At 66.3% G+C, this 23,586-nt stretch carries 22 protein-coding genes; 11 read left to right on the forward strand and 11 right to left on the reverse strand.

Annotated elements, in window-relative coordinates; translation table 11 throughout:
- Positions 1–7: 7 nt before the first annotated feature.
- Positions 8–967, reverse strand: a complete 960-nt coding sequence (locus shn_RS05050; RefSeq protein ID WP_064329430.1) for a glutathione S-transferase family protein — start codon at positions 965–967, stop codon at positions 8–10.
- A gap of 261 nt (positions 968–1,228) precedes the next feature.
- On the opposite strand from shn_RS05050, the gene shn_RS05055 reads away from it, so the two are divergent.
- Complete coding sequence (locus shn_RS05055; protein WP_084438280.1) at positions 1,229–2,002, forward strand: L,D-transpeptidase; 774 nt, start codon at positions 1,229–1,231, stop codon at positions 2,000–2,002.
- A 378-nt stretch (positions 2,003–2,380) separates the two neighbouring features.
- Here the strand turns inward: shn_RS05055 and purN are convergent, their stop codons facing one another.
- Positions 2,381–3,046 carry a phosphoribosylglycinamide formyltransferase gene (purN, locus tag shn_RS05060; protein ID WP_064329431.1) on the reverse strand — a complete coding sequence of 222 codons (666 nt, stop codon included), beginning with the start codon at positions 3,044–3,046 and terminating at the stop codon, positions 2,381–2,383.
- The gene (gene purM / locus shn_RS05065) at positions 3,043–4,116 is read right to left on the reverse strand and encodes a phosphoribosylformylglycinamidine cyclo-ligase (protein ID WP_064329432.1); all 1,074 of its coding nucleotides are present in this window, start codon (positions 4,114–4,116) and stop codon (positions 3,043–3,045) included. Before purM ends, purN begins: the two co-directional genes overlap by 4 nt.
- Positions 4,117–4,486: 370 nt before the next feature.
- Between purM and shn_RS05070 the strand changes: the two genes are divergently transcribed.
- The 5 genes from shn_RS05070 to shn_RS05090 all read left to right on the forward strand — a co-directional run bounded on the left by shn_RS05070 (position 4,487) and on the right by shn_RS05090 (position 10,968).
- Entirely contained in the window at positions 4,487–5,638 is a 1,152-nt protein-coding gene (locus shn_RS05070) for an AI-2E family transporter (protein WP_371328600.1), read from the forward strand.
- A gap of 29 nt (positions 5,639–5,667) precedes the next feature.
- Complete coding sequence (gene hdaA / locus shn_RS05075; protein WP_064329434.1) at positions 5,668–6,354, forward strand: DnaA regulatory inactivator HdaA; 687 nt, start codon at positions 5,668–5,670, stop codon at positions 6,352–6,354.
- 272 nt (positions 6,355–6,626) lie between these two features.
- Complete coding sequence (locus shn_RS05080) at positions 6,627–8,843, forward strand: RNA degradosome polyphosphate kinase (protein WP_064329435.1); 2,217 nt, start codon at positions 6,627–6,629, stop codon at positions 8,841–8,843.
- 11 nt (positions 8,844–8,854) lie between these two features.
- Positions 8,855–10,375 carry an exopolyphosphatase gene (ppx, locus tag shn_RS05085; RefSeq protein ID WP_064329436.1) on the forward strand — a complete coding sequence of 507 codons (1,521 nt, stop codon included), beginning with the start codon at positions 8,855–8,857 and terminating at the stop codon, positions 10,373–10,375.
- Between the two features lie 8 nt (positions 10,376–10,383).
- Positions 10,384–10,968 carry a DUF922 domain-containing Zn-dependent protease gene (locus shn_RS05090; protein ID WP_064329437.1) on the forward strand — a complete coding sequence of 195 codons (585 nt, stop codon included), beginning with the start codon at positions 10,384–10,386 and terminating at the stop codon, positions 10,966–10,968.
- A 212-nt stretch (positions 10,969–11,180) separates the two neighbouring features.
- Here shn_RS05090 and shn_RS05095 read toward each other — a convergent pair whose 3' ends face one another.
- Positions 11,181–12,539, reverse strand: a complete 1,359-nt coding sequence (locus shn_RS05095; protein ID WP_064332449.1) for an esterase-like activity of phytase family protein — start codon at positions 12,537–12,539, stop codon at positions 11,181–11,183.
- Positions 12,540–12,646: 107 nt separating this feature from the next.
- A complete protein-coding gene (locus tag shn_RS05100; RefSeq protein WP_084437787.1) occupies positions 12,647–13,537 on the reverse strand; it encodes an AraC family transcriptional regulator in 891 nt (296 codons plus the stop codon).
- Here shn_RS05100 and shn_RS05105 point away from each other — a divergent pair.
- Positions 13,536–13,943 carry a DUF2000 family protein gene (locus shn_RS05105; RefSeq protein ID WP_064329438.1) on the forward strand — a complete coding sequence of 136 codons (408 nt, stop codon included), beginning with the start codon at positions 13,536–13,538 and terminating at the stop codon, positions 13,941–13,943. The two genes, shn_RS05100 and shn_RS05105, sit on opposite strands and share 2 nt — an antisense overlap.
- Here shn_RS05105 and rnd read toward each other — a convergent pair whose 3' ends face one another.
- The 6 genes from rnd to shn_RS05140 all read right to left on the reverse strand — a co-directional run bounded on the left by rnd (position 13,944) and on the right by shn_RS05140 (position 21,433).
- Complete coding sequence (gene rnd / locus shn_RS05110; protein ID WP_064332451.1) at positions 13,944–15,089, reverse strand: ribonuclease D; 1,146 nt, start codon at positions 15,087–15,089, stop codon at positions 13,944–13,946.
- A gap of 341 nt (positions 15,090–15,430) precedes the next feature.
- Positions 15,431–16,816, reverse strand: coding sequence for a multicopper oxidase family protein (locus shn_RS05120; RefSeq protein WP_064329440.1), 1,386 nt, complete (start codon positions 16,814–16,816; stop codon positions 15,431–15,433).
- Positions 16,817–16,901: 85 nt separating this feature from the next.
- Positions 16,902–18,137 carry an MFS transporter gene (locus tag shn_RS05125; protein ID WP_064329441.1) on the reverse strand — a complete coding sequence of 412 codons (1,236 nt, stop codon included), beginning with the start codon at positions 18,135–18,137 and terminating at the stop codon, positions 16,902–16,904.
- Between the two features lie 405 nt (positions 18,138–18,542).
- On the reverse strand, positions 18,543–18,920 hold the full coding sequence (locus shn_RS05130) for a response regulator (protein ID WP_064329442.1): 378 nt from the start codon (positions 18,918–18,920) through the stop codon (positions 18,543–18,545).
- Positions 18,917–20,842, reverse strand: a complete 1,926-nt coding sequence (locus tag shn_RS05135; protein ID WP_133033113.1) for a PAS domain S-box protein — start codon at positions 20,840–20,842, stop codon at positions 18,917–18,919. The genes shn_RS05130 and shn_RS05135 overlap by 4 nt, the downstream gene beginning before the upstream one ends.
- 99 nt (positions 20,843–20,941) lie before the next feature.
- Positions 20,942–21,433, reverse strand: a complete 492-nt coding sequence (locus shn_RS05140; protein WP_064329444.1) for a MarR family winged helix-turn-helix transcriptional regulator — start codon at positions 21,431–21,433, stop codon at positions 20,942–20,944.
- A 114-nt stretch (positions 21,434–21,547) separates the two neighbouring features.
- Here shn_RS05140 and shn_RS05145 point away from each other — a divergent pair, with 114 nt between their 5' ends.
- From shn_RS05145 to shn_RS05155, 4 genes are all read left to right on the forward strand, one after another.
- Positions 21,548–21,970, forward strand: a complete 423-nt coding sequence (locus shn_RS05145) for an organic hydroperoxide resistance protein (RefSeq protein ID WP_064329445.1) — start codon at positions 21,548–21,550, stop codon at positions 21,968–21,970.
- 155 nt (positions 21,971–22,125) lie between these two features.
- The gene (locus shn_RS36320; protein ID WP_168168893.1) at positions 22,126–22,302 is read left to right on the forward strand and encodes a hypothetical protein; all 177 of its coding nucleotides are present in this window, start codon (positions 22,126–22,128) and stop codon (positions 22,300–22,302) included.
- A 182-nt stretch (positions 22,303–22,484) separates the two neighbouring features.
- Positions 22,485–22,862: an MbcA/ParS/Xre antitoxin family protein gene (locus shn_RS05150; protein WP_064329446.1), complete on the forward strand. Its 378-nt coding sequence runs from the start codon at positions 22,485–22,487 to the stop codon at positions 22,860–22,862.
- Complete coding sequence (locus shn_RS05155; protein ID WP_064329447.1) at positions 22,822–23,571, forward strand: RES family NAD+ phosphorylase; 750 nt, start codon at positions 22,822–22,824, stop codon at positions 23,569–23,571. The genes shn_RS05150 and shn_RS05155 overlap by 41 nt, the downstream gene beginning before the upstream one ends.
- The last annotated feature ends 15 nt before the right edge of the window (positions 23,572–23,586 follow it).

The following is a 23,586-nucleotide window of genomic DNA, read 5'->3' on the forward strand; positions in this document are numbered from 1 at the left end:
TTGCCGCTCAAAGCCCCAGCGCCGAAAGGTCCGGCCCGAGCGGCACGATGCCGTTCGGGTTCAGCGACCTGATCGAATAATAGCCGTGCTTGATATGGTCGATGCTGACCGTCTCGCGCACGCCCGGCAGGTCGAGCACGCGCTTCGTATAGGCCGAGAGCGCCGCGTAGTCGGCAAGCTGCCGGCGGTTGCACTTGAAGAGGCCGTGATAGGCGGCGTCGAAGCGGATGAGGGTGACGAAGAGGCGGATGTCGGCCTCGGTGAAGGCCCCGCCGGTGAGGAACGGCCCACCGGCGGCAAGGCGCGCCTCCAGTTCGTCCAGCATGGCGAAGACGCCATGGAAGGCTTCCTCGTAGGCGACCTGCGTGGTGGCGAAGCCGGCGCGGTAGACGCCGTTGTTGAGCGCGGGATAGATGCGCTCGTTGAGCGCGTCGATCTCGCCGCGCAGGGCCTGCGGGTAAAGGTCGACGCTCTCGTCCGCCAGCGCGCCGAAACCGCTGTTCAGCATGCGTATGATGTCGGCGGATTCGTTGTTGACGATCGTCTTCAGCGCCTTGTCCCAGAGCACCGGCACGGTGGCGCGGCCGGTGAAGGTGGGTGCGGCGCGGGTGTAGAGTTCGTGCATGTAGGTCGCGCCGTTGAGGTCGTCGCGGTTTGCGCCCGGATAGTCGCCGAAGCGCCAGCCCTGGTCGGTCAGCGCCGGCTCGACGACCGAGACGGAGATCACGCCGTCGAGCTTCTTCAGCCGGCGGGCGATCAGCGTGCGCGAGGCCCAGGGGCAGATCAGCGCGACATAGAGCTGGTAGCGCCCGGCCTCGGCCGCAAAGCCGCCTTCGCCCGTCGGGCCGGCGCTGCCGTCGGGCGTCACCCAGTTGCGGAAGCTCGAAACCTGCCGCACGAAGCCGCCCTTGGCATCCTTCGCCTGGACGGGCTGCCAGTCTTCCGTCCATTTGCCATTGACGAGCATCGCGCTATCCCCGTTTCGGTTGAAGTTGCCATCCGGGATAATCCGCGCGCGCGAAAACGGCAATTCTCCCGGCGATTGACACAGCGTTCACAAAGTGGCCGGGCGGTGACAGGGACGGTGAAAAGCCGTCGCGCAAGCCTGAGGCCAGCCGCAATTGCCACAATTGCGGCAGGGTTATGGACCTAATTTGCCGTTCGTTAGTTAGTGATTCAGCCTCTCGCCCCATTCTACGTTTCCGCATAACGGATTTTGACGATCTCCATGACCGACACCGCGCTCTCCCGCCGCCGCTTCCTGCAGTTTACCGGGCTTGCCATGGCAAGCGGCCTGGCCGGCTGCACCTCCTCCATGAACACGGACCGGTTCCGCTACGAGACCCGGCCCTATTTCCGCAATCCCGCGCTGGAGGGCCGGCCGGAATATATCGACGGCGCGCGCAGCGATGGCCTCGGCGGCCGGTCGCCGAGCGGGCTCCTGCCGGAATCGTCCTATTACGCCTCGATCTACGGCCCGCTGTCCGACGGCGGCTATCAGGTGCCGGCGGTGCCCTACCAGCAGATCGACGCGCGCTACTATCGCCAGGAGGTCGAAAGCCCGTTCGGCGAGCGGCCGGGCACGATCATCGTCGACACGGGCAACCGCTTCCTCTACCTCATCCTGCCGAACGGCCGCGCCATGCGCTACGGCGTCGGCATCGGCCGGCAGGGCTTTTCCTGGTCGGGCCGCGGCGTCATCCAGTGGAAGCAGGCCTGGCCGAAATGGACGCCGCCGGACGAGATGGTCGCGCGCCAGCCGGAGCTCGTCAAATATTCCGCCGCCAATGGCGGCATGCCCGGCGGCCTCAACAACCCGCTCGGCGCGCGCGCCCTCTACATCTTCCAGAACGGCGAGGACACGCTCTACCGCCTGCACGGCTCGCCGGAATGGAAGTCCATCGGCAAGGCCGTCTCCTCCGGCTGCGTGCGCATGCTGAACCAGGATGTCATCGATCTCTACGATCGCGTGAAGGGCAAGGCGCCGATCCTGGTGATCTGAGCGCAAGCCGTCTCCCGCCAACCTCGCTTCCGCAAACCTCTCTTTCGTCATCCTCGGGCTTGACCCGAGGATCCACCGCCGCACCCCGCGCGTGGATGGTCGGGCCAGGCCCGACCATAAAGGAGAGGTTTGCGGAAGAGAGGTTGGCGGGAGACGGCCGTCGCCACCGGCGACCTGCGCGGATCGACGGCGCGTACCTGATCCTGCTGGCGGCGGTTAACGCCTTCGCCTGCCCGCGCCTTCGGGCAGACCTTCACCCCACCCACCAACGTCATCCTCGGGCTTGACCCGAGGATCCACCGCCGCACCCGCGCGTGGATGGTCGGGTCAGGCCCGACCATGACGGAGGAGAGGTTTGCGGGCCTTTACAGGTCGGGTCTAATCCGCCGCCGGCGAAATGAGATGCGCGCCGTCGATCAGCGGCAGGTCGCCGGTGGCGACGGCCTTGCCGCCCTCCATGCGCACCTTGCCTTCGGCAACGAGCCGCAGGGCCAGCGGATAGCTCCGGTGCTCGACCGTCAGCACGCGCGCGGCCAGCGTGCCCGCCGTATCGTCCGGCAGGACGGGAACCGCGGCCTGCACGATGGCCGGGCCTTCATCCATGCCCTCGGTCACGAAATGCACCGTGCAGCCGGCGATGCGCATGCCCGCGTCGATGGCGCGCTGGTGCGTGTTAAGGCCGGGGAAGAGCGGCAGGAGGGACGGGTGGATGTTGAGGATGCGGCCCTCATAGCGGCTGACGAAGGCGCCGGAGATCAGGCGCATGTAGCCGGCAAGGCAGATGAGGTCGGGCGAGAGCGCGTCGAGCGCCTCGATGATGGCCGCCTCATGGGCGTCCTTGCTGGTGAAATCCTTGCGCAGGAAGGTGCGGGTCGCAATGCCGAGCGCTTCCGCCCTGGCCAGCCCGCCGGCCTCCGCCTTGTCGGAGAAGACGGCGACGATCTCCGCCGGAAAATCCGGGTCCGCCGCGGCCTTCGCCAGGGCCAGCATGTTGGAGCCGCCGCCGGAGATGAAGGCGACGACGCGCTTGCGCGATCCGCTCATAGGGCGAGCGTGCCCTTGTAGATCGTGCCGGCGGCGCCCTCTTCGCGCGCGACCATGCGGCCGAGGCGGAAGACGGTTTCACCTTCGCGGGAAAGCACGGCGGCGACCTCGTCGGCCTTGTCGGCCGGAACGACGGCGATCATGCCGACGCCGCAGTTGAAGGTGCGCAGCATTTCCGTGGCGGCGACGCCGCCCGTCCCGGCGAGCCAGGAGAAGACGGCCGGCGCCTTGACGGCGGCAAGGTCGATCTCGGCGGCGAGATGCTTCGGCAGCACGCGCGGAATGTTCTCCGGGAAGCCGCCGCCGGTGATATGCGCCAGCGCCTTGATGGAACCCGTCTCGCGGATCGCTTTCAGGAGCGGCTTCACATAGATCTTGGTCGGCGTCAGCAGCGCCTCGCCGAGGCTCTTTTCGGCATCGAACGGCGCGGGCGCGTCCCAGGCAAGGCCCGAGAGCGCCACGATCTTGCGCACCAGGGAATAGCCGTTGGAATGCACGCCGGAGGAGGCAAGGCCGAGGATGACGTCGCCCTCGGCGATATCGCCCGAGGGCAGCAGCCTGCCGCGCTCGGCGGCGCCGACGGCAAAGCCGGCAAGGTCATAGTCGCCATGCGAATACATGCCCGGCATTTCCGCCGTCTCGCCGCCGATGAGCGCGCAGCCGGCCTGGCGGCAGCCTTCGGCGATGCCTTCGACGATCGCCGCGCCCTGGTCGGGGTCGAGCTTGCCGGTGGCGAAATAGTCGAGGAAGAAGAGGGGTTCGGCGCCCTGCACCACGAGGTCGTTGACGCACATGGCGACGAGGTCGATGCCGACCGTGTCGTGGCGGTTCGCGTCGATGGCGATCTTCAGCTTGGTGCCGACGCCGTCATTGGCGGCAACGAGCACCGGATCGGTGAAGCCGGCGGCCTTCAGGTCGAACAGCCCGCCGAAGCCGCCGATCTCGCCGTCCGCGCCCGGGCGGCGCGTCGAGCGCACGGCCGGCTTGATCTTCTCGACCATCAGGTTGCCCGCGTCGATGTCGACGCCCGCATCGCTATAGGTCAGACCGTTCTTTCCCGACTGGCTCATGGCTCTCGTCTCCGGCTTGAGGCCTCTGGAGGCCTGCTTGGGGCTTGTCGCGCCCGATTGGCATGGCGGGGGATGAAGTGCAAGCGGAATGCCGGGAATGCGGGGATTTTTTCACCGGTTTGCGGGGATGGCGGCGCTGTCTGCCCCTCACCCTGGCCCTCTCCCCGCAGGCGGGGAGAGGGCCAGGGTGAGGAGACGTGCCCCCGCATGATGTGGAAATAGGGGAAAACGGCGCGGCCCGTTTCCTTCGCCCCGCTTGCGGGGAGAAGGTGGCCGGCAGGCCGGATGAGGGGCAAATCCACGGAGAACGCCGTTTCCCCCACCGCCCCGCCGAGCCTTGACCTTTCTCATCCCCGCATCCTATCTCCTCATGCAATACGGCGAAACACGAGGAAAGAGCGCGATGGCAGCCCATATCAGCGGCGCGGGACTGAAGCGGCAGGTTGTCTTCTGGCTCATCGCGCTCGGCTTCTTCCTCATCTTCCTCCTGGTGTTCAGCGACATCCTGCTGCCCTTCATCGCCGGCATGGCGCTCGCCTATTTCCTCGATCCGGTCGCCGACCGGCTGGAGCGCTGGGGCCTCAGCCGCCTGATGGCGACGGTGGTCATCCTCATCGCCTTCGTCATCCTCTTCGCGCTGTCCCTGATGATCGTCATCCCGCTGCTCGCCACGCAGGCGGCGGACTTTCTGCAGAAGCTGCCGGGCTATGTCACCCAGTTGCAGGAGCTGGTGGCGAGCTTCAATCCCGACCTGCTGCCCACCTGGATCAGCAGCCAGATGGGCACGATCAAGCAGAGCTTCTCCTCCATCCTCGCCGAAGGCGCGGGCTTCCTCGGCACGGTGTTCAAGCAGCTTTGGAACTCCGGCATGGCGCTGGTCAACATCGTCTCGCTGCTCGTCATCACGCCCGTCGTCGCCTTCTATCTGCTGCTAGACTGGGACCGCATGATCGCCAAGGTGGATAGCTGGGTGCCGCGCGACCATGTCGCCAACGTGCGCCGGATCGCGAGCGAAATGGACGCGGCGATTGCCGGCTTCGTGCGCGGGCAGGGCTCCATCTGCATCATCCTCGGCCTGTTCTACGGCGTCGGGCTGTCCTTCGCCGGCCTCAATTTCGGCCTGCTGATCGGCCTCTTCGCCGGCCTCATCAGCTTCATCCCCTATGTCGGCTCGCTGGTCGGCCTGGTGCTGGCGGTCGGCGTCGCCGTCGTGCAGTTCTGGCCGGATTACTGGATGGTCGTCCTCATCGCCGCCATCTTCTTCGCCGGCCAGTTCGTCGAAGGCAATATCCTGCAGCCCAAGCTCGTCGGCTCGCGCGTCGGCCTGCATCCGGTCTGGCTGATGTTCGCGCTCGTCGCCTTCGGCGCGCTCTTCGGCTTCGTCGGCCTGCTGGTCGCCGTGCCGGCCGCCGCCGCCGTCGGCGTGCTTGTCCGCTTCGGCCTCCAGCGTTACCTTGACAGCGACCTTTATTACGGGGCGAGCAAGCCCATCCTGCTCGAAGAGAGCACGCCGGAAGAATGACGGGCAGTCCATAGTATCCGAGTAGCACCATGACATCGCGCAAGACCGCCGAACAGTTGCCGCTGGCCTTCGGGCACGACCCCGCGACGGGGCGTGACGACCTTCTGGTCGCCGAGCCGGTCAATGCCGCCGTGGCGATGATCGACGCCTGGCCGCACTGGCCGTCGCCCGTCGTCGTCATCGCGGGCCCCGTCGGCTCGGGAAAATCGCACCTTGCCGCCATCTGGCGCGAGAAGGCGGGGGCCGAGGCCATCGAGGCGAAGGCGGGCAGGGGCGCCGAGGCGGCCGCCGAGCGCGGGCCCGTGCTCATCGAGGACGCCGACCGCGCCGGCTTCGACGACCGCACGCTCTTCCACATCATCAACAATGTGCGCCAGCACGGCCACACGCTGCTGATCACCAGCCGGCTCTGGCCGATGTCCTGGCCGGTCGAGCTGGCGGACCTGCGCTCGCGCCTGAAGGCCGCCACGGTGGTGGAGATCGGCGAGCCGGACGACGAACTGCTCTCGCAGGTCATCATAAAGCTCTTCGCCGACCGCCAGCTCTTCGTCGACGAAAGGCTCGTCGCCTATATCGTCGCGCGCATGGAGCGCTCGCTGGAGGCCGCCCAGACGCTGGTCGAGCGCCTCGACCGGCTGGCGCTCGCCCGCGGCAGCCGGATCACCCGCACGCTGGCGCAGGAAGTGCTCGGCGACATGGTCGGCGGCGAGGAGTGAGCCGGAGATTTCAAGCCGGCATCCGGCGATCCCCCAAGGCTATCGCCTATATTCCACCACAGGTGATCGCCTTGTCCGCAGGGCGGGATGGCCTGCCTGCCAGGAGGAACACCCGGCGATTGCTCGGCGAATTCCACCGACCCCGGATTGACTGTCACAGTTCCGTCGTCAAACTGCGCTAAGCGGTTCGGGGAAAAGTGGAAATCGGTTTCCGTCCGGGCCGCGTGGAAAGCATGCGGCCGATCCGGCGGCAAAGTGGGGCGGACTCTCCAATGGATACAGCGACTTCGGAACATGCGCAGGAAAAGCCCGTCGAGCAGGTGCCGCCGCCGGAAGGGGCGAGCGTCGATGTCGCGGCCCTGATGGCAAGCCCCGAACGCTTCATCAACCGCGAATTCTCCTGGCTGCAGTTTAATCGCCGCGTGCTCGAGGAGACGCTGAACACCGCCCATCCGCTCCTGGAGCGCGTGCGTTTCCTGTCGATCTCGGCCGGCAACCTCGACGAATTCTTCATGGTGCGCGTCGCCGGCCTCGAGGGCCAGGTGCGCCAGGGCGTCGGCATCCGCAGCCCCGACGGCAAGACCTCGGCCGAGCAGCTCGACGGCATCCTCAAGGAGATCGACAATCTCCAGATGGAGCAGCAGGCCTCGCTCGCCGTGCTCCAGCAGTATCTCGCCAAGGAGGATATCCTGATCGTCCGCCCGACGGCGCTCACCAGCGACGACAAGGTCTGGCTGCAGCAGGAATTCATCCAGTCGATCTTCCCGGTCCTGACGCCGCTCTCCATCGATCCGGCGCATCCGTTCCCGTTCATCCCCAATCTCGGCTTCTCGATCGGCCTGCAGCTCGAAAGCACGACCGGCAAGGAGCCGATGACGGCGCTGCTGCGCCTGCCGGTGGCGCTCGACCGCTTCATCCGCCTGCCCGACGCCAAGGGCGCGATCCGCTACATCACGCTGGAGGATGCCGTCGGCCTCTTCATCGGAAAGCTCTTCCCCGGCTATATCGTGCGCGGCTCGGGCACCTTCCGCATCATCCGCGACAGCGATATCGAGGTGGAGGAAGAGGCCGAAGACCTCGTGCGCTTCTTCGAGACGGCGCTGAAGCGCCGCCGCCGCGGTTCGGTGATCCGCATCGAGACCGATTCGGAAATGCCCGAATCGCTGCGCCGCTTCGTCGTCGGCGAACTCGGCGTGCCGGACAACCGCGTCGCCGTCCTGCCCGGCCTTCTCGCCCTCAACACGCTGTCGGAAATCGCCAAGGCGCCGCGCGACGATCTTCGGTTCGAGCCCTACAATGCCCGATTTCCCGAACGCGTCCGCGAACACGCCGGAGACTGTTTCGCCGCCATCCGCGAAAAGGACATGGTCGTCCACCACCCCTACGAAAGCTTCGACGTGGTGGTCCAGTTCCTTCTCCAGGCTGCGCGCGATCCTGACGTTCTGGCGATAAAGCAGACGCTCTACCGCACCTCCAACGACAGCCCGATCGTGCGCGCGCTGATCGACGCGGCCGAGGCCGGCAAGTCGGTGACGGCGCTGGTGGAACTCAAGGCCCGCTTCGACGAGGAGGCGAACATCCGCTGGGCGCGCGACCTCGAACGCGCCGGCGTGCAGGTCGTCTTTGGCTTCATCGAACTGAAGACCCATGCCAAGATGTCGATGGTGGTGCGCCGCGAGGAGGGCAAGCTGCGGACCTATTGCCACCTCGGCACCGGCAACTACCACCCGGTCACGGCGAAGATCTACACGGACCTTTCCTTCTTCACCTGCAACCCGACGATCGCCAGCGACATGGCGAACATCTTCAACTTCATCACCGGTTACGGCGAGCCCGAGGCCGGCATGAAGCTCGCCTTCTCGCCCTATACGCTGCGCCCGCGCATTCTCCGCCACATCGAGGAGGAGATCGCCCATGCCAAGAACGGCGCGCCGGCGGCGATCTGGATGAAGATGAACTCGCTGGTCGATCCTGATATCATCGACGCGCTCTACCGTGCCAGCCAGGCGGGCGTGGAGGTCGACCTCGTCGTGCGCGGCATCTGCTGCCTGCGCCCGCAGGTTCCCGGCCTTTCCGACAATATCCATGTCAAATCCATCGTCGGCCGCTTCCTCGAACATTCCCGCATCTTCTGCTTTGGCAACGGCCACGGGCTTCCCTCCGACAAGGCGCTGGTCTATATAAGCTCCGCGGACATGATGCCGCGCAACCTGGACCGGCGAGTCGAGACACTGGTGCCTTTGATCAACCGGACGGTGCATGAGCAGGTTCTCTCGCAGATCATGCTGGGCAATCTCATCGATAACCAGCAGAGCTACGAGATCCTTGCGGACGGAACGTCCCGGCGCATGGAAGTGCAGCCCGGTACTGAGCCGTTCAACGCTCAGCACTACTTCATGACCAACCCCAGCCTGTCCGGCCGGGGCGAAGCCCTGAAGTCCAGCGCACCGAAGGCGATCGCGGGCTGGCAAGGCCGCCGGAAGAAGTAAACTGGATATGCATGGTTGAGTCTGAAGCCCAGGGGCGTTTGCCTGGAATTGCCCCGGTGTCAGTCGTGGATATCGGTTCGAACTCGATTCGCCTCGTTATCTACGAGGGCATGAACCGTTCGCCGGCCATCCTGTTCAACGAGAAGGTCATGTGCGGCCTCGGCAAGGGGCTTGCCAAGACCGGCCGCATGGACCCGGCAAGCGTCGAGCGGGCGCTCGCCGCCCTTCATCGTTTCAAGGCGCTCTCCCGGCAGGCCCGTGCCTCCACCATGTTCGCGCTGGCGACCGCCGCCGCGCGCGAGGCGGAGAACGGTCCCGATTTCATCCACCAGGCGGAAATGATCCTCGGCCAGAAGGTCCGCGTGCTGACCGGCGAGGAGGAAGCCTATTTCTCCGCGCTCGGCGTCGTCAGCGGCTTTCACGATACGGACGGCATCGTCGGCGACCTCGGCGGCGGCTCGCTGGAGCTGATCGACGTGACGGGCGCCGTGATCAGCCGCGGCATCACGCTGCCGCTCGGCGGCATCCGCCTGTCGGAAGCCTCCGGCGGTTCGCCCGCCCAGGCCCGCATCGTCGCGCGAAAATACCTGCGCACCGCGAACCTCCTGAAGAATGGCGCCGGCCGCGCCTTCTACGCCGTCGGCGGCACCTGGCGTGCCATCGGGGCGCTGCACATGGAGGTGCAGAACTATCCGCTGCACATGATCCAGGGCTACGAGCTCGGCTTCTCCGACGCCATGGATTTCCTGACGGACATCGTGACCGCCAAGGACCAGAAGGATCCCGCCTATGCGGCGATCTCCAAGGGCCGCCGCAACCTGCTTCCCTTCGGCGCCGTCGCGCTGCAGGAGACGATCGCCATCATGAAGCCCTCGCGGATCTTCTTCTCCGCCCAAGGCGTGCGCGAAGGCTATCTCTATTCGCTTCTGCCCGACCGGGAAAAGGCGCGCGACCCGCTGATCGCCGCCGCCGGCGAACTTGCCATCCTGCGCGCCCGCTCGCCCGAGCATGCGCGCGAGCTTGCCGAATGGACCGGCCGCATGATGCCGCTCTTCGGCATCACCGAGACGGAGGAGGAGCGTCGCTACCGCGAGGCCGCCTGCCTTCTGGCCGACATAAGCTGGCGCGCCCATCCCGATTACCGCGGCCTGCAGGCACTGAACCTCATCGCCCACGGCACCTTCATCGGCATCACCCATCCCGGCCGCGCCTTCATCGCGCTCACCAACTACTACCGCTTCGAAGGCCTCAACGACGACGCCGTCAGCAGTTCGCTGGCCGGCATCGCCACACCCCGGTTGCGCGAGCTGGCAAAACTTGTCGGTGCGCTGCTGCGCGTCGTCTATCCGTTCTCGGCCTCGATGCCCGGTGTCGTGCCGCATCTTTCCATCCGCAAATCGAGTGCGCCGGATACCGATCTCGAATTCGTCGTGCCCGCCGATTTTGCCGAACTTGCCGGCGAACGGCTCGACGGCCGCCTCCAGCAGCTTACCAAGCTGACGGGCAAGAAACTCGCCTTCCGGTTCCTGTGAGGCCCGGGATGAGAGCCGCGCTCCTTCTCGCAGCCCTGTTCCTTGCCGGAAGCGCGGCGGCGCAGGACTGGCAGGCGGTCGAGCGTGTCGAGCCCTACAGCGTCACGGGTTCGACGGGCCTCGAAATCTACCAGTCGATCGGCGCCCGCGGCCCGAAGCTCGGCGTCGCCCGCGTCATCGCCCATACCGGCTTCAAGCTCACCTGGACGCGCAAATACGAGCGCCAGGGCAATGCCTGCACCATCACGGTCAACAAGCCGAAGCTGATCATCACCTACACGCTGCCCAAGCTGAAGACCAAGCTCTCCGAGCCGCTGAAAAGCCGCTGGGACACCTTCCTCGCCGGCGTGACCGCGCATGAGAAGGTGCATGGCGACTTCATCAAGGACATGGTGAAGGAGATCGAGGCGGCAAGCGTCGGCATGACGGTCGAGAACGACCCCGACTGCCAGAAGATCCGCCCGCAGCTCCAGGCCAAGCTCGGCGAGCTTTCCCAGGCCCAGCGCGCCCGCAGCCGCGATTTCGACCAGGTCGAGCTGAGCGACGGCGGCAATGTGCACCAGCTCATCCTGCAGCTGGTCGATCCAAGTTAGGGTGGAGACGGCGCCGGCCTCATATCCGTGCAAGCCGTCTTGACGACCCGCCACCATAAGCCGCTATCAAGTCCGTTCACTTCTCCTCCGTCATCCTCGGGTCAAGCCCGAGGATGACGGAGGAGAAGGCAGACACCCAAAGAGCAATGCCGCCAAAACCAAAACGGCAGCGCCCGCAGCCGCTGCCGTCTCTCACGCCCAACCGTCACCGATCACTCGGCCTTCAGCAGCTCGCCGACCTCAAGGAGCACGAACTCGTTGTCGTCGGCCTTGTCCAGCGCGCGGCCGGCGGAGAAGGGCAGGTTGTTGTCGTTGCCGACGATGATGTGGGTCTCGTCGACGCGGTCGACGTTCTCGATCGTCACGAACGGCATGTCGTAGAAGCCGTCGCCGCCGCCCTGGCGCTTCCGGTTGTCGGGATCGGCGATCTTCAGGAGATCGATATAGCCGATCTTGCGCACGGCCTTGCCGGCATTCTCGTCGGTCATGGCGATCTTGTAGATGCGCTTGACCTTCGAGGCGGTGGCGAAGCAGTCGGGCTTTGCGTCCTTGGCGTCGGCGCAGGCCTTGTCGGCGGTGCCGGCGCCGTTGTCGCGCTCGATCACCAGCGCGGTCGTCTCGTCCAGCATGTTGAAGTCGCCGATCGCCTCGCCGCCCTCGGCGAGCGGGTAGAGCCAGCTTCGGCCCGTCCAGGCCTTGGAGGCGGTGTCGAGCTCGATGATGCGCAGCGCCGGGTGGCCGTCCGCCTGCTCGACGCTCTCGCTGTCGACCCAGAGCGGGCCTTCCAAGAGGCCGTAGAGCTTGGTGCCGTCCTTCGAGAGCGCCAGGCCCTCATAGCCGCCGGAGCGCTTGAGGTTGAAGGCCGGCATCTTCTTGGAGGGATCGGCCTGCACGGCGAGCGTCGGGTTGTCCGGCGAGGTGACCGGCTTGCCGTCCACCTCGGTGGCGATGACGTCGGTGAGCTTGCCGTCGCGGTCGAATTTCAGGATGTAGGGGCCGAACTCCTCACCGATCCAGAAGCCGTCCTCGACCGGCTGGATGGATTCGACGTCGAAGTCGCCGCCGGTCAGGTAGCGCGTCTCCGCGCCTTCCATGACGATCGGGAAGGGCGCCTTCCGGTCCGGGTCGGAGAGGAAGACGGTCCTGACCGGCTCCATCGTGCCCTTGTCCCAGTCGAAGCGCACATTGTGGATCATCAGCATGGCGTCGGTGGAGTTCAGCTTGTTGCCGAAGCCGTTGTCGGAAAGCGTCCAGAACGAGCCGTCCTCCATGGTCTTGATGCCGGAGAAACCCTGCATCGGCTGGCCGTCGAAGGGCAGCGACAGGCCGGTCTCGCGCACGCCGTCCTTGCCCATGACGGTGCCGAGCGCCTCGGTGCGCTTGCGGTCGGCGGTGGTGAACTTGCCCGACGTCTTCAGGTAGGCGGCGGCGTCGGCCGGGGCGGCGATGATCGTGTTCGCCGGCAGGATCGCATGGGCCTTCAGCGTGGCCGGAAATTCCTTGTCGTCGGCCTGGGCGGCGGTCGCCAGCAGAACCGTAAGAGCGGCGGTGGTGAAAAGATGTTTGGTCATGAATGTCCCCATCGGGTTGGCAAAGCGAGGCCGTTGATAGGCGGCGCACATGACCGCCGGTTGACAGTTGCTTGTCGCTTTCATGACGGGGCTGAGGGATTTGGGGATTAGACCGCGAGCGCCGCGAAGCGCCCCGGCGTCATGCCGAGCGCCTTCTTGAAATGGCGGTTGAGATGCGCCTGGTCGGCAAAGCCGCTGGCGACGGCGGCTTCCGCGATGCGCTCCCCCGCCGCGATCAGGGTTTTGGCCCGCTCCAGCCGGCGCATGACGAGGTAGCGGTGCGGGCTGGTGCCGAGAAGCTGGCGGAACTGCCGGGAAAGCGCGAAGCGGTCGAGCCCCGTCACCTCTTCGAGGTCGGCCGAGCTGACCTGCCGGGAGAGGTTTTCCCTGAGGAAATCGCAGGCCCGGCGCACCTCGGCATGGGCGAGCCGGCCCATTCCCGCCTGCGGCGCGCCGGCATGGTCGAGCAGGGCGGCGGCGATCTCCCCCACCAGCTCGTCGAGCTTCAGCGGCTCGATCGCCGCATCCATGCTGCCGATGGCGTCCAGCAGCAGGCCTGCCAGCCTGGGATCGTCGACGACCGGTGCGGCGACGAAGGGCAGCGTGCGCCCGCGCGCGGCGGTCGCCGGCAGGAAGCGCTCCGGCGGGATGTAGATCATGCGGTAGGTGAGGCCGTCCTCGGTGGCGGCGCCGCCGTCGTGCATCTCGTCGGGATGCAGCACGATCACGTTGCCGGGTGGGCTGAAGCGGGTCTCGCCGCGATAGGAGAAGGTCTGGATGCCGGCCATGGTGACGCCGAGCGCATAGGTGTCGTGCCGGTGCGGCTCGAAGCCCTTGCCGTGGAAGCGCGCCTCGATGCGCTCGATGCCGGCGAGTTCCGGCGCCACGACGATGCGGTCCCTTTCGGTGCACGAACGTTCAAGCGGGCCCTCGACCGCGCCTGCTATCGCATTGGCCGCGGAATGGTCCGCAGCCTTTTCCCGGGAGTATACCTGCATGTTCGATACCAAGTTCGCCATCGTCCTGCGCGAGGACCTGGAGGTCTGGCAGAAGCTGAACGTGACCGCCTTCCTGTCCGGCGGCATCATCGGCCGGAAACCGGAGCTGATCGGCGAAGCTTATCGCGATGCGGCCGGCAATGTCTACAATGCGCTGAGCGTCCAGCCGGTCATCGTGCTTTCGACGGACGGCGCGACGCTGTCGAAGATCCATGCCCGCGCCCTCGAGCGCGACGTCCCGGCCTCCGTCTATATCGAGGAGATGTTCGCGACCGGCCATGACGCGGCCAACCGCGCCGTCTTCGCCGAATTCGGGCCCGATGACGCGAAGGTCGTCGGCATCGCGCTGCATGCCGACAGGAAGACCGTCGACCGCATCACCAAGGGGGCGAAGCTGCACGCCTGATTAAAGCGCGACCGCCTCGATCTTCCTGTCGACGAAGCGCAGCGCCACCTTGCCGCCGATGAGGTTGAGGGCCGTTTCGCCGAAGAGCTCGCGGCGCCAGCCGGAGAGCGCGGCGACATCGGCCGCCTCGCCGTCGACGGCGATCTTTTCAAGATCGTCGCTGTTGGCGATGATCTTGGCGGCGACGCCTTCCTTCTCCGAGACGATCTTCAGGAGCACCTTCAGCATCTCGCTGGCGGCCGCGGCGCCCTCCGGCACATGGGCCTGGCGGGGCAGGCGCGGCAGGTCGGCCTTCGGAATGGCGAGCGCCTCGTTGATCGCCTCCAGCAGGGCTGCGCCGGATTGCGAGCGCTCCCAGCCCTTGGGAATGGTGCGCAGGCGCGCCAGCGCCTCGGCATCGGCCGGCTGCTGCTGGGCGATCTCGTAGATCGTGTCGTCCTTGAGGATGCGCGAGCGCGGCACGTTGCGGCCGCGCGCCTCCCGCTCGCGCCAGGCCGCGACCTTCTGCAGCACGGCCAGCTCGATCGGCTTCTTGACGCGCATCTTCAGCCGCCGCCAGGCGTCGTCCGGATGCAGGTCGTAGGTCTCGCGCGCTTCCAGCACCGCCATTTCCTCGGTCAGCCACAGCGAGCGGCCGGCGGCCTCCAGCTTCTCCTTGAGCGCGAGATAGACGTCGCGCAGGTGCGTCACGTCGGCCAGCGCATATTCGAGCTGCTTTTCGGTGAGCGGCCGGCGGCTCCAGTCGGTGAAGCGCGAGGACTTGTCGATGTGCACGCCCTTGATCTTCTGCACGAGCTGGTCGTAGGAGACGCTGTCGCCGAAGCCGCAGACCATGGCGGCGACCTGCGTGTCGAAGATCGGATGCGGGATGAGGTCGCCGCGGTTGACGATGATCTCGATGTCCTGCCGGGCGGCATGGAACACCTTCAGCACCGCCGGGTTCGCCATCAGGGCGAAGAAGGGGGCAAGGTCGAGGCCCTTGGCGAGCGGATCGACGATCACCTCGGTCTCGGGGCCTGCGAGCTGGATCAGGCAGAGTTCCGGCCAGAAGGTGGTTTCCCGCAGGAACTCCGTGTCGATGGTCAGATACTCGGAACGGGCGAGTGTCTCACAGGCTTCGGCAAGGGCTGCGGTGGTCTCGATGATCTGCATGATGGCTCGGGCGGACTTTCTGGTTTTTTGATCGGGCAGCTTTAGACGGTCCACGGTTTTGCCACAATCGAAAACTTGAGCGGGAGGGATATGGCAAAGGCAGGGCACGCACTCTCCTCCGTCATGCTCGGGCTTGACCCGAGCATCCACGCCCCACCCGCGGCTTGGATCCTCGGGTCAAGCCCGAGGATGACGGGGGAGGCAAAGTTTTCTAGCCCGTCAAACGGCACGGCATGCTGCACCGTTCCTTATGTTCGTCCTATGTTTCTTCTTGCGTCATCCTCGGGCTTGACCCGAGGATCCACGAGCCGCACGGGAGGGCCGTTCGGTCGTCCTTACGTCACCCGCACATAGCTCGTCATGCCGGTCTTCTGGTGCTCGATGATGTGGCAATGGAACACCCAGTCGCCCGGATTGTCGGCGACGAGGGCGAGTTGCACCTTCTCGTCCGGCAGGATGAGGTAGGTGTCGGAGAAATGCGGGCGGATCGCCTGCTTGTTGGAGTTCATCGGCCGGAAGACGAGGCCGTGCAGGTGGAGGGGGTGGACCTGCGGCGTCGGGTTCTCGACGTTGAAGATGTAGGTCTTGCCCGCCTTCATCTCGGCGAGCGGGGCGGTCGGGTCGCCCGTGTCGTCGGCCCACGGCACCTTGTTGATGGCCCAGAAATTGTAGCCGAGCGAGCCGCAGATGCCGTCCTTCGGCCGCTCCTCCGCCGAGGCGCTGAGGATGAAGGGGATTTCTGTGGCGGCGGCAAGGTCCGGCTCGGGCAGCGGATTTTGCGCAAGAGGCGGCAGGTCGCGCGCATCGCGCTTCAGCGAGGCGCCGACGGCGCGGAAGGTGGCGAGCGTCGCCGGCTTCGTGCCGCGCAGGTCCTTCAGCGCCGCGACGGCGCCCTCCGTGTCGGGCATGCGCAGCACGAGGTCGAGCCGCTGGCCGGGGCCGATCATCAGGTGGTCGAGCGCAAGGCGCGTCGCCGCCGGATTGCCGTCGAGGGCGATGACCGTGGCTTCGGCGCCCTCCATCTGGAGGGCGAGGATGCGGGTGACGTCGGTTGCGGCAAGGCGCAGGCGCACGAGGCCGCCGGCCGGCGCGTCATATTGCGGCGATTGCCGCCAGTTGGCGGTGCGCACCGTGCCGAAGGTGCCGGCGCGGGCGGCGTCGCGCGGCTTGAACTGGGCGATGAACTGGCCGTCGCCGCCGAGCCGCCAGTCGCGCAGGTTGAGCACGATCTCGGCGTCGAAGACGGGATCCGCCGGGTCCTCCACGACGACGAGGCCGGCAAGGCCGCGGCCGATCTGGGTGAGCGTGTTGCAATGGGGGTGATACCAGAAGGTGCCGGCATCGGGCGGGGTGAAGGCATAGTCGAACGCGTCGCCGCCATAGACATAGGGCTGCGTCAGGAAGGGCACGCCGTCCATCCTGTTGTCGATGCGAAGCCCGTGCCAGTGGATCGTCGTCGGCTCGTCGAGCCTGTTGTCGAGGCGCAGCGCAAAAGCCTCGCCGCGCCGCATGCGCAGCACCGGCGGGATCTCGGCGTCGCCATAGGTCATGACGCCCTTCGTCGGCCCCTTGTCGGTGAGCATCGCCTCGCCGGGGCGGGCAACGAGCGTTGCCGCCGCCTCGGCCTTCGCCAGCCCGCCAAAGCGCCCCGCAAGGCCGACGCCGCCGGCATAGGCCCCGGCGACGAGTGCGCCCTTCATCAGCGTGCGGCGTGTCAGCATGGCGGTCCCTCCGGTGCGTCCCCTTGCTTTTAAACCTGAGCACATGGCTCAGCAATAAGCCCCGCCCGACCAGATTGCCGCAGGCTCACGGATCGCCGTTGCGGTCCTTGTCGGCGAGCTTGTTGAAGAAGAAGGAGGTGCGCAGGAGGTTGCGGAAGCGGCTGCGCCGTTTCCCGGCGGGCACGGCGGGACGGGCGCTCATGCGCAGCGCCGTATAGGCCATGAAGGCGACGAGGATGACGGCGGTGTAGAGGAACAGCGCCTGCGGGCCGAAGAACTGCAGCAGCACCGAGGCGAAGAGCGGGCCGATGATCGCCCCGCAGGACCAGAAGAACAGCATGCCGGCGGAGACCAGCGCATGTTCGCCTTCGCCCGCATGGTCGTTGGCATGGGCCGAGCAGAGCGAATAGAGCGGCATGGCGAAGGCGCCGAAGACGAAGATGCCGACGAGGTTCCTCACCTCGTCGCCGCCGGCGAAGAAGGCGAGGTAGAGCGCGGCGAGCGCCGAGCCGAGCGTGGCCACGAGGATGATCAGCCGCCGGTCGAGCCGGTCGGAATAGAGGCCGAGCGGATATTGCAGCACCACGCCGCCGACGATGCCGGCGCTCATGAAGCTGGCGATCGCCGTCACCGAGAGGCCGATGTCATGGGCATAGATCGGCCCGAGATTGCGGAAGGCGGCATTGGTGAGGCCGACGACGATGCAGCCGACGGTCGCCAGCGGCGAGATGTTCCAGAGCTTCTTCACGTCGAAGCGGATCGCTTCCGGCACCGTCGGGCTGGAGCGGTCGGCCAGCGAGATCGGCACCAGCGACAGCGACAGCGCCATGGCGACGATGGCGAAGAGCTCGAAGCCGCCGATGCCGATGCCGGGGATGAGATACTGCGCCGCCGTGACCGAGCCGAGGTCGACGACGCGGTAGACGGAGAGGGTGCGCGCCCGGTTGGCATTGGTGACGGCGGCGTTCAGCCAGCTCTCGACGGTGGCGAACAGGCTGGCGAAGCAGATGCCGGCGACGAGCCGCATGGCGAACCAGAAGATCGGGTCGATGATCAGCACCATGGCGATCGCCGAGGCCGAGGCGATGGCCGCCATGGCGGAGAAGGTGCGGATATGCCCGATGGCGCGCAGGACCCGTGTCACATAGATGCAGCCGATGGCAAAGCCGATGGAATAACCCGCGCCGACGAAGCCGATCACCGCGGTGGAGAACCCCTCCTGCGAGGCGCGCAGCGCGATGAACGTGCCCTGCAGCCCGTTTCCTCCGATCAGGATGCCAGCGGTGACGAGGAGGGGAATCAGGGGGCGAATCGTGGACATGCGGCCACTATGGCGAAGGATTTTCCGAAAGGGAGAGGGAAAGCGGGAGGGAGGCTAAATTGTGGGGGAGTGTGGTGGTTGCGGCGCTTCCTCCGCGGCTCTCTTCTGGCCTGCGCGGCGCTCCCCCACAGGGGACAGGGCCATCGCATATGGAAGGAAACCGTTGCCCCCATCCCCTTCTCCCCCGCGGGGAGAAGGTGCCGGCAGGCGGATGAGGGGGATGGCGAAGGCGCAAAGGCTCTATCCGAGCCACCCCCTCATCCGACCCTTCGGGCCACCTTCTCCCCGCGGGGGAGAAGGGGAAAACGGGACCGTCGAACCCCATATGCGATGTCCCTGTCCCCTGTGGGGAGCGCCGCGTAGACCAGTGGGAAAGGCGCCGGATGCCATCACTGCGCCTCACGACTATTCGTCGAGCAGTTCCGCCATGATGCGCAGGTGATCGGCCTGCAGGGGTTTTTCGAAATAGCTCTTCACGAAGCTGTACTGCATCGCCCGCTCGCGGTCCTTGCCGAGATGGGAGCTGGTCAGCATGGCGACGACGGGGGCGTGCACCTCGAACTCCTCGGCATAGCGGTCGAGGAACTCGAAGCCGTTCATCACGGGCATGTTGATGTCGAGGATGATGGCGTCGGGCGTCTCGCGGTGCAGGATGTCGAGCGCCTCCGAACCGTCGAACGCCTTCAGGATGCGGATCGACGGATCGTATTTGCGGATGGTGTATTCACAGATGAACTGGTCGTTCTCGTCGTCGTCGACGACCAGGATCGATTGGATATTCATGCTCGGTCCCCGTCGGGCAGTTCTATGATGAACCGGCTGCCCTTATCTCTAGCTTCATAGAGCGCCGTGCCGCCGAGGGCTTCCGCGCTCTTTCTCAATATGTAGAGGCCGAGCCCGCTGCCGAAGGACCGGTTCGGGTGCAGCCGTTTGAACATCTTGAACAACAAATGGCGGCTTGCGGGCGGAACGCCCAGGCCGTTGTCTTCCACCGACAGCCGCAGCTTGCCGGCATAGCGGAAGGCGCGGATGTCGATCGCCGGCTCGGCTTCCTTCGGGTCGTGATATTTGACCGCGTTGGAGAGCATGTTGCCGACGATGACCTGGAATTTCGACGGCTTGCTGACGATTGTCAATTCCGCCGGCACATGATTTTCGATGCGGATCCGCTTGGAATCCTCCAGATGCGACAGCGCGTCGATCGCTTCGGAAACGAGCGTCCGCAGCGCGATCGGCCGCTCCTCCTCCTCCATCAGCCGGTTGCGGGTGATGGTGATGATGTTCTGGATGAGATGGTCGAGCCGGCGGAAATTCTGCTCCATGCGCCCCAGCGTCTGGCCGAGCGCGGTAAGCTCGCCGTCCGCCAGCATGTCCTTGGAGATGGTGAGCAGGCCGAGCGAGGAGGCGATCGGCGAGCGCAGGTCGTGCGAGGTGCGGTAGGCGAATTCCTCCAGCTCGGCATTGGCCTCGATCAGCGCCTGTTCGCTCGCCTTGCGCTCGGAAATGTCGCGCACGACGCCGCTGTAGATGACCGTGCCGTCCAGCTCCAGCTTGGCGACGGCAAGGTCGAGCGGGAAGACGGTGCCGTCCTTGCGCCGGCCCTCCACCTCGCGGCCGATGCCGATGATCTTCGCCTCGCCGCTGTGGTTGTAGTTGGAAATGTAGCGGTCGTGCTCGCTGTGATAGGGCTCCGGCATCAGCATGTTGACGTTGCGCCCCGTCATCTCCTCCGGCGAAAAGCCGAAGATGCGCCTGCAGGCGGCATTGGCCGACAGGATGATGCCGCGGTCGTCGATGGTGATGACGCCGTCCACGGCATTGTCGATGATGGCGGTGAGCCGGGCGCGGCTTTCGGCGAGATCCGCCGCCATGCGCCGCGCGCGGCGGGACGAGACGTAGAGATGGGCGACGAGGCCGCCATAGAGCGCGCCGGAGATCAGCACCAGCGAGGAGAGCGTCGAGCGGGCGTTCGCGCCGTCCCGCGAGAAGGTGATGCCGAACGAGGCTTCGTAGCGCCCCAGCTCGTAATAGCTCATCGCGAGCAGCAGGAGGTAGGTGGCAAGGCCGAGCATGCCGGCAAGCGTCACCCGTTGATAACCGGCCGTCTCCGTCCCGGCGAAGATGAGCGCGATGCTGACCGCGACGAAACAGCTTGCGCTCTGGAAGGACATGCGCGTGAAGCGGATCCAGTCATGGGCGAAATCCAGCGCGATCGCATAGCCGATCAGGGCGGCGGCGGCGATGATGAAGGCGATGAAGCCGAGCGCCACCTGCAGCATGCCGCTCCTGCCGCTGTGCGCGCGCAGCGCCAGCGCCAGGCTGACGAGCATCAGGCAGAGCGCCGTGTTGGGAGCGATCCGCCCCGGCAGGCTGGTGCCGATGTCGACGAAGGGCCTGTGCAGCAGCGTGTCGATGCCGGCATCGATGCCGAAGAGATGCTGGGACAGCGCGAGCGCGCCGTAGAGGAAGACCGGCACCGTCATCAGCGCCGGCAGGCGCTTGTGGCCGCGCGCGGCAAGGCCGAGCGCCGTGCCGATGACGACGAAGGCGAGCGCCGCATTGAACTTCATGCCGAACAGCCAGGGATGGCGCGCCGCAAGGCCGGCGGGCTCGGCCAGCCAGAGCGCCATCATGGCGAGGCCCACGGCGATGCACCAGAGGCTCGCCGCGACGTTCGCCCTTTGCCAGGACCATGCAGAAACCAAGAATGCCCCCTTCGCGGTTCGACCGCCGCGCGCACTCTAGCGCGAAGGTTGAATCGCGAACAGGTGCCGTAAGGGGAGGATACGGTAAAATCCACCTTTTCAGGTGTCGTCGTCCCGCGTCGTGCCGCTGTCGAGCCGTCCGGTGAGGGCCTGCAGATCGGCGGTCAGGGCCTGCAGGGTCTCGATCGAGCAGCCGGTCGCCTTGCCGATCTGCAGGCGGATGCCCACGGCCTCGCGCCTCATCGCATGGCCCTTGTCGGTGAGCGTGACGAGGACCTGCCGCTCGTCGCTCCTGTCGCGGGCGCGGTGGATGTAGCCGGCCGCCTCCAGCCGCTTGAGGAGAGGGGAGAGCGTGCCGGAATCGAGGCCGAGCGTCGTGCCGAGCCCCTTCACCGTGCGCCCGTCCTCCTCCCACAGCGTCATCAGCACGATATATTGCGGATAGGTGAGGCCGTAGGGATCGAGCAGGGGCTTGTAGGTGCGGTTCAGCGCATGGGCGGCGGAATAGACGGCGAAACAGAGCTGCTGGTCCAGCGCCAGCATGCCCGCCGGAATGTCGTCCGTCTCAGCTTCGTCACGTTTGTCGGTCATGCTGGCATTGTCGCACAAATGGCCGAAATTGCAATTTGCAAAATCATATTGCGCGCAATCTAATTTTGCGCTATCTAGGTTCCATCACCAACGAAACCAGGAAGGAGACAGTCCATGCCCATTCTCTACAGAACCAAGGCATCTGCAACCGGCGGCCGCGCCGGCCATGGCGCAACCGAGGACGGCACCGTCGACGTCACGCTCACCGTGCCGAAGGAGCTCGGCGGCGACGGCGCGGCCGGCGCCAACCCGGAAAAGCTGTTCGCCGTCGGCTATTCGGCCTGCTTCCTCGGCGCGCTGAAATTCGTCGCCGGCAAGGAGAAGGTGAAGATCCCCGATGACGCCAAGGTCACGGCGACCGTCGGCATCGGCCCGCGCGAGGACGGCGGCGGCTTCGGCCTCGAAGCCTCGCTCGAAGTCTCCGTGCCCGGCGTCGACAAGGCCGTGGTCGAGGACCTCGTCAAGAAGGCCCACGTCGTGTGCCCCTACAGCCACGCCACCCGCGGCAATCTCGACGTCAAGACCACCGTCGCCTGACCGGTCCCTGCCGATCGAAAAACAAGGCCGTCCGGAAAAAGCTCCGGGCGGCCTTTTCCTGTTCCATCCGGAACAGCGCGGGGCGAGGGGATGTGAGACCTTCTGATCACCGGATGAGAGAGGCTCATCCCCAACAAGAGATCAGGAGAGACCCCATGCGCAAGATCATCGTTTCCGCCGCCATCGCCGCCGTTGCCGCCATCTCCTTTGCCGCTCCCTCGCAGGCCGGCTACTACAGCTACGGCTACAAGCCGCACTGCTTCATCAAGAAGGTCAAGGCCTACGACTACTACGGCAATGTGATCTTCAAGACGATCAAGGTCTGCAAGTAAGCGTCCCCGGCACAGACCTTTGAGCGAAAGGCCCGGAGCCCCAGCCTCCGGGCCTTTTGTCATGCGCGAGGACGGCCCGCCCCGGCTACCCGCCAACCTCGGCCGCCCCGATCTGAGGGGAATGATCTCTTGTCTTAGGAAAAAGAGTTGCTATATTCTTTCTCATGAAAGGAGATCGTGCTATGCAGCGCAAGCCCATCATCAATGCCAATGCCGAAGGCGCCGTGCTCACCAAGGCGGCCGTCACGGCGGCGGAGCGGCTGGGGCTGACGGCGCGCATCCTCTCGGCGGTCATCGGGGTCTCGGAGGCGACCGTGTCGCGGCTGAAGCGGCAGGACGTGCTCCTGGAGCGCGGCACCAAGCCGTTCGAGCTGGCGGTGCTGCTCGTGCGCCTCTTCCGCTCGCTCGATGCCATCACCGGCGGCGACGAGGGTGTCGCCCGCGCCTGGATGACGGCGGACAACAGCGTGCTCGGCGCGCGCCCCGTCGATCGCATCGTCTCCATTTCCGGCCTTGTCGATGTCCTTGCCTATCTGGACGCCCGCCGCGCTCTCGTCTGAGGCGCGGCCCTTCTCAGGGCCCGTCTGGCGTTTCGTCGAGGCGCAGCACCGCGTCTCGACGCTGAAGCTCGTCGACACGCTGGACGAGCAGGCGCTGCTGGAGGAGCTTCTGGAGGAAAGCAAGCCGGTGCTGCCGCCGGAATGCGCCGGCCTCGACTATCTGCTCGCCACCCCCTTCCGCTACGGCGCGGTCTATCCGCACGGCTCGCGCTTCCGCCGCGCCGGGCGCACGCTCGGCGTCTACTATGCCGGGCTTTCCGTCGAGACGGCGCTTTGCGAAATGGCCTTCTACCGGCTGCTGTTCTTCGCCGAATCGCCCGCAACGCCGCTCCCGGCCAATGCCGCCGACTACACCGCCTTTTCCGCCCTCATCGACACCGGCGCGGCGATCGACCTCACCGTCCCGCCGCTCGACCAGGACGCCGCCCTCTGGACGCACCCGACCGACTACGCCGCCTGCCAGTCGCTGGCCGACGGCGCGCGGGCGGCCGGCCTTGCCGCCATAATTTACCGCTCGGTGCGCGATCCGGCCGGCGGCGCCAACATGGCGCTCCTCACCGCCTCCGCCTTTGCTGTGCCAAGGCCGGTGGAGCGCCAGACCTGGCGCATCCGCCTCTCGCCGCTCGGCGTGCAGGCGCTGTGCGATCACCCGGCGCGCCGGATCGGCTTTTCCCGCGAGGATTTTCGCGGCGACCCGCGCATCGGCTGACGACCGCCATTTCCG

Source organism: Shinella sp. HZN7 (assembly GCF_001652565.1).
GTDB classification, from domain to species: Bacteria; Pseudomonadota; Alphaproteobacteria; order Rhizobiales; family Rhizobiaceae; genus Shinella; species Shinella granuli.

Excerpts from the sequence above, each read along its gene's own strand:
- shn_RS05055 (WP_084438280.1), top strand. The coding sequence starts at position 1,229 with ATGACCGACACCGCGCTCTCCCGCCGCCGCTTCCTGCAGTTTACCGGG.
- shn_RS05130 (WP_064329442.1), bottom strand. The coding sequence starts at position 18,920 with ATGAATATCCAATCGATCCTGGTCGTCGACGACGACGAGAACGACCAG.
- purN (WP_064329431.1), bottom strand. The coding sequence starts at position 3,046 with ATGAGCGGATCGCGCAAGCGCGTCGTCGCCTTCATCTCCGGCGGCGGC.
- shn_RS05100 (WP_084437787.1), bottom strand. The coding sequence starts at position 13,537 with ATGCAGGTATACTCCCGGGAAAAGGCTGCGGACCATTCCGCGGCCAAT.
- shn_RS05090 (WP_064329437.1), top strand. The coding sequence starts at position 10,384 with ATGAGAGCCGCGCTCCTTCTCGCAGCCCTGTTCCTTGCCGGAAGCGCG.
- purM (WP_064329432.1), bottom strand. The coding sequence starts at position 4,116 with ATGAGCCAGTCGGGAAAGAACGGTCTGACCTATAGCGATGCGGGCGTC.
- shn_RS05070 (WP_371328600.1), top strand. The coding sequence starts at position 4,487 with ATGCAATACGGCGAAACACGAGGAAAGAGCGCGATGGCAGCCCATATC.
- shn_RS05150 (WP_064329446.1), top strand. The coding sequence starts at position 22,485 with ATGCAGCGCAAGCCCATCATCAATGCCAATGCCGAAGGCGCCGTGCTC.
- shn_RS05140 (WP_064329444.1), bottom strand. The coding sequence starts at position 21,433 with ATGACCGACAAACGTGACGAAGCTGAGACGGACGACATTCCGGCGGGC.
- shn_RS05095 (WP_064332449.1), bottom strand. The coding sequence starts at position 12,539 with ATGACCAAACATCTTTTCACCACCGCCGCTCTTACGGTTCTGCTGGCG.
- hdaA (WP_064329434.1), top strand. The coding sequence starts at position 5,668 with ATGACATCGCGCAAGACCGCCGAACAGTTGCCGCTGGCCTTCGGGCAC.
- shn_RS36320 (WP_168168893.1), top strand. The coding sequence starts at position 22,126 with ATGCGCAAGATCATCGTTTCCGCCGCCATCGCCGCCGTTGCCGCCATC.
- shn_RS05080 (WP_064329435.1), top strand. The coding sequence starts at position 6,627 with ATGGATACAGCGACTTCGGAACATGCGCAGGAAAAGCCCGTCGAGCAG.
- shn_RS05050 (WP_064329430.1), bottom strand. The coding sequence starts at position 967 with ATGCTCGTCAATGGCAAATGGACGGAAGACTGGCAGCCCGTCCAGGCG.
- shn_RS05155 (WP_064329447.1), top strand. The coding sequence starts at position 22,822 with ATGTCCTTGCCTATCTGGACGCCCGCCGCGCTCTCGTCTGAGGCGCGG.
- ppx (WP_064329436.1), top strand. The coding sequence starts at position 8,855 with ATGGTTGAGTCTGAAGCCCAGGGGCGTTTGCCTGGAATTGCCCCGGTG.
- shn_RS05105 (WP_064329438.1), top strand. The coding sequence starts at position 13,536 with ATGTTCGATACCAAGTTCGCCATCGTCCTGCGCGAGGACCTGGAGGTC.
- shn_RS05125 (WP_064329441.1), bottom strand. The coding sequence starts at position 18,137 with ATGTCCACGATTCGCCCCCTGATTCCCCTCCTCGTCACCGCTGGCATC.
- shn_RS05145 (WP_064329445.1), top strand. The coding sequence starts at position 21,548 with ATGCCCATTCTCTACAGAACCAAGGCATCTGCAACCGGCGGCCGCGCC.
- shn_RS05120 (WP_064329440.1), bottom strand. The coding sequence starts at position 16,816 with ATGCTGACACGCCGCACGCTGATGAAGGGCGCACTCGTCGCCGGGGCC.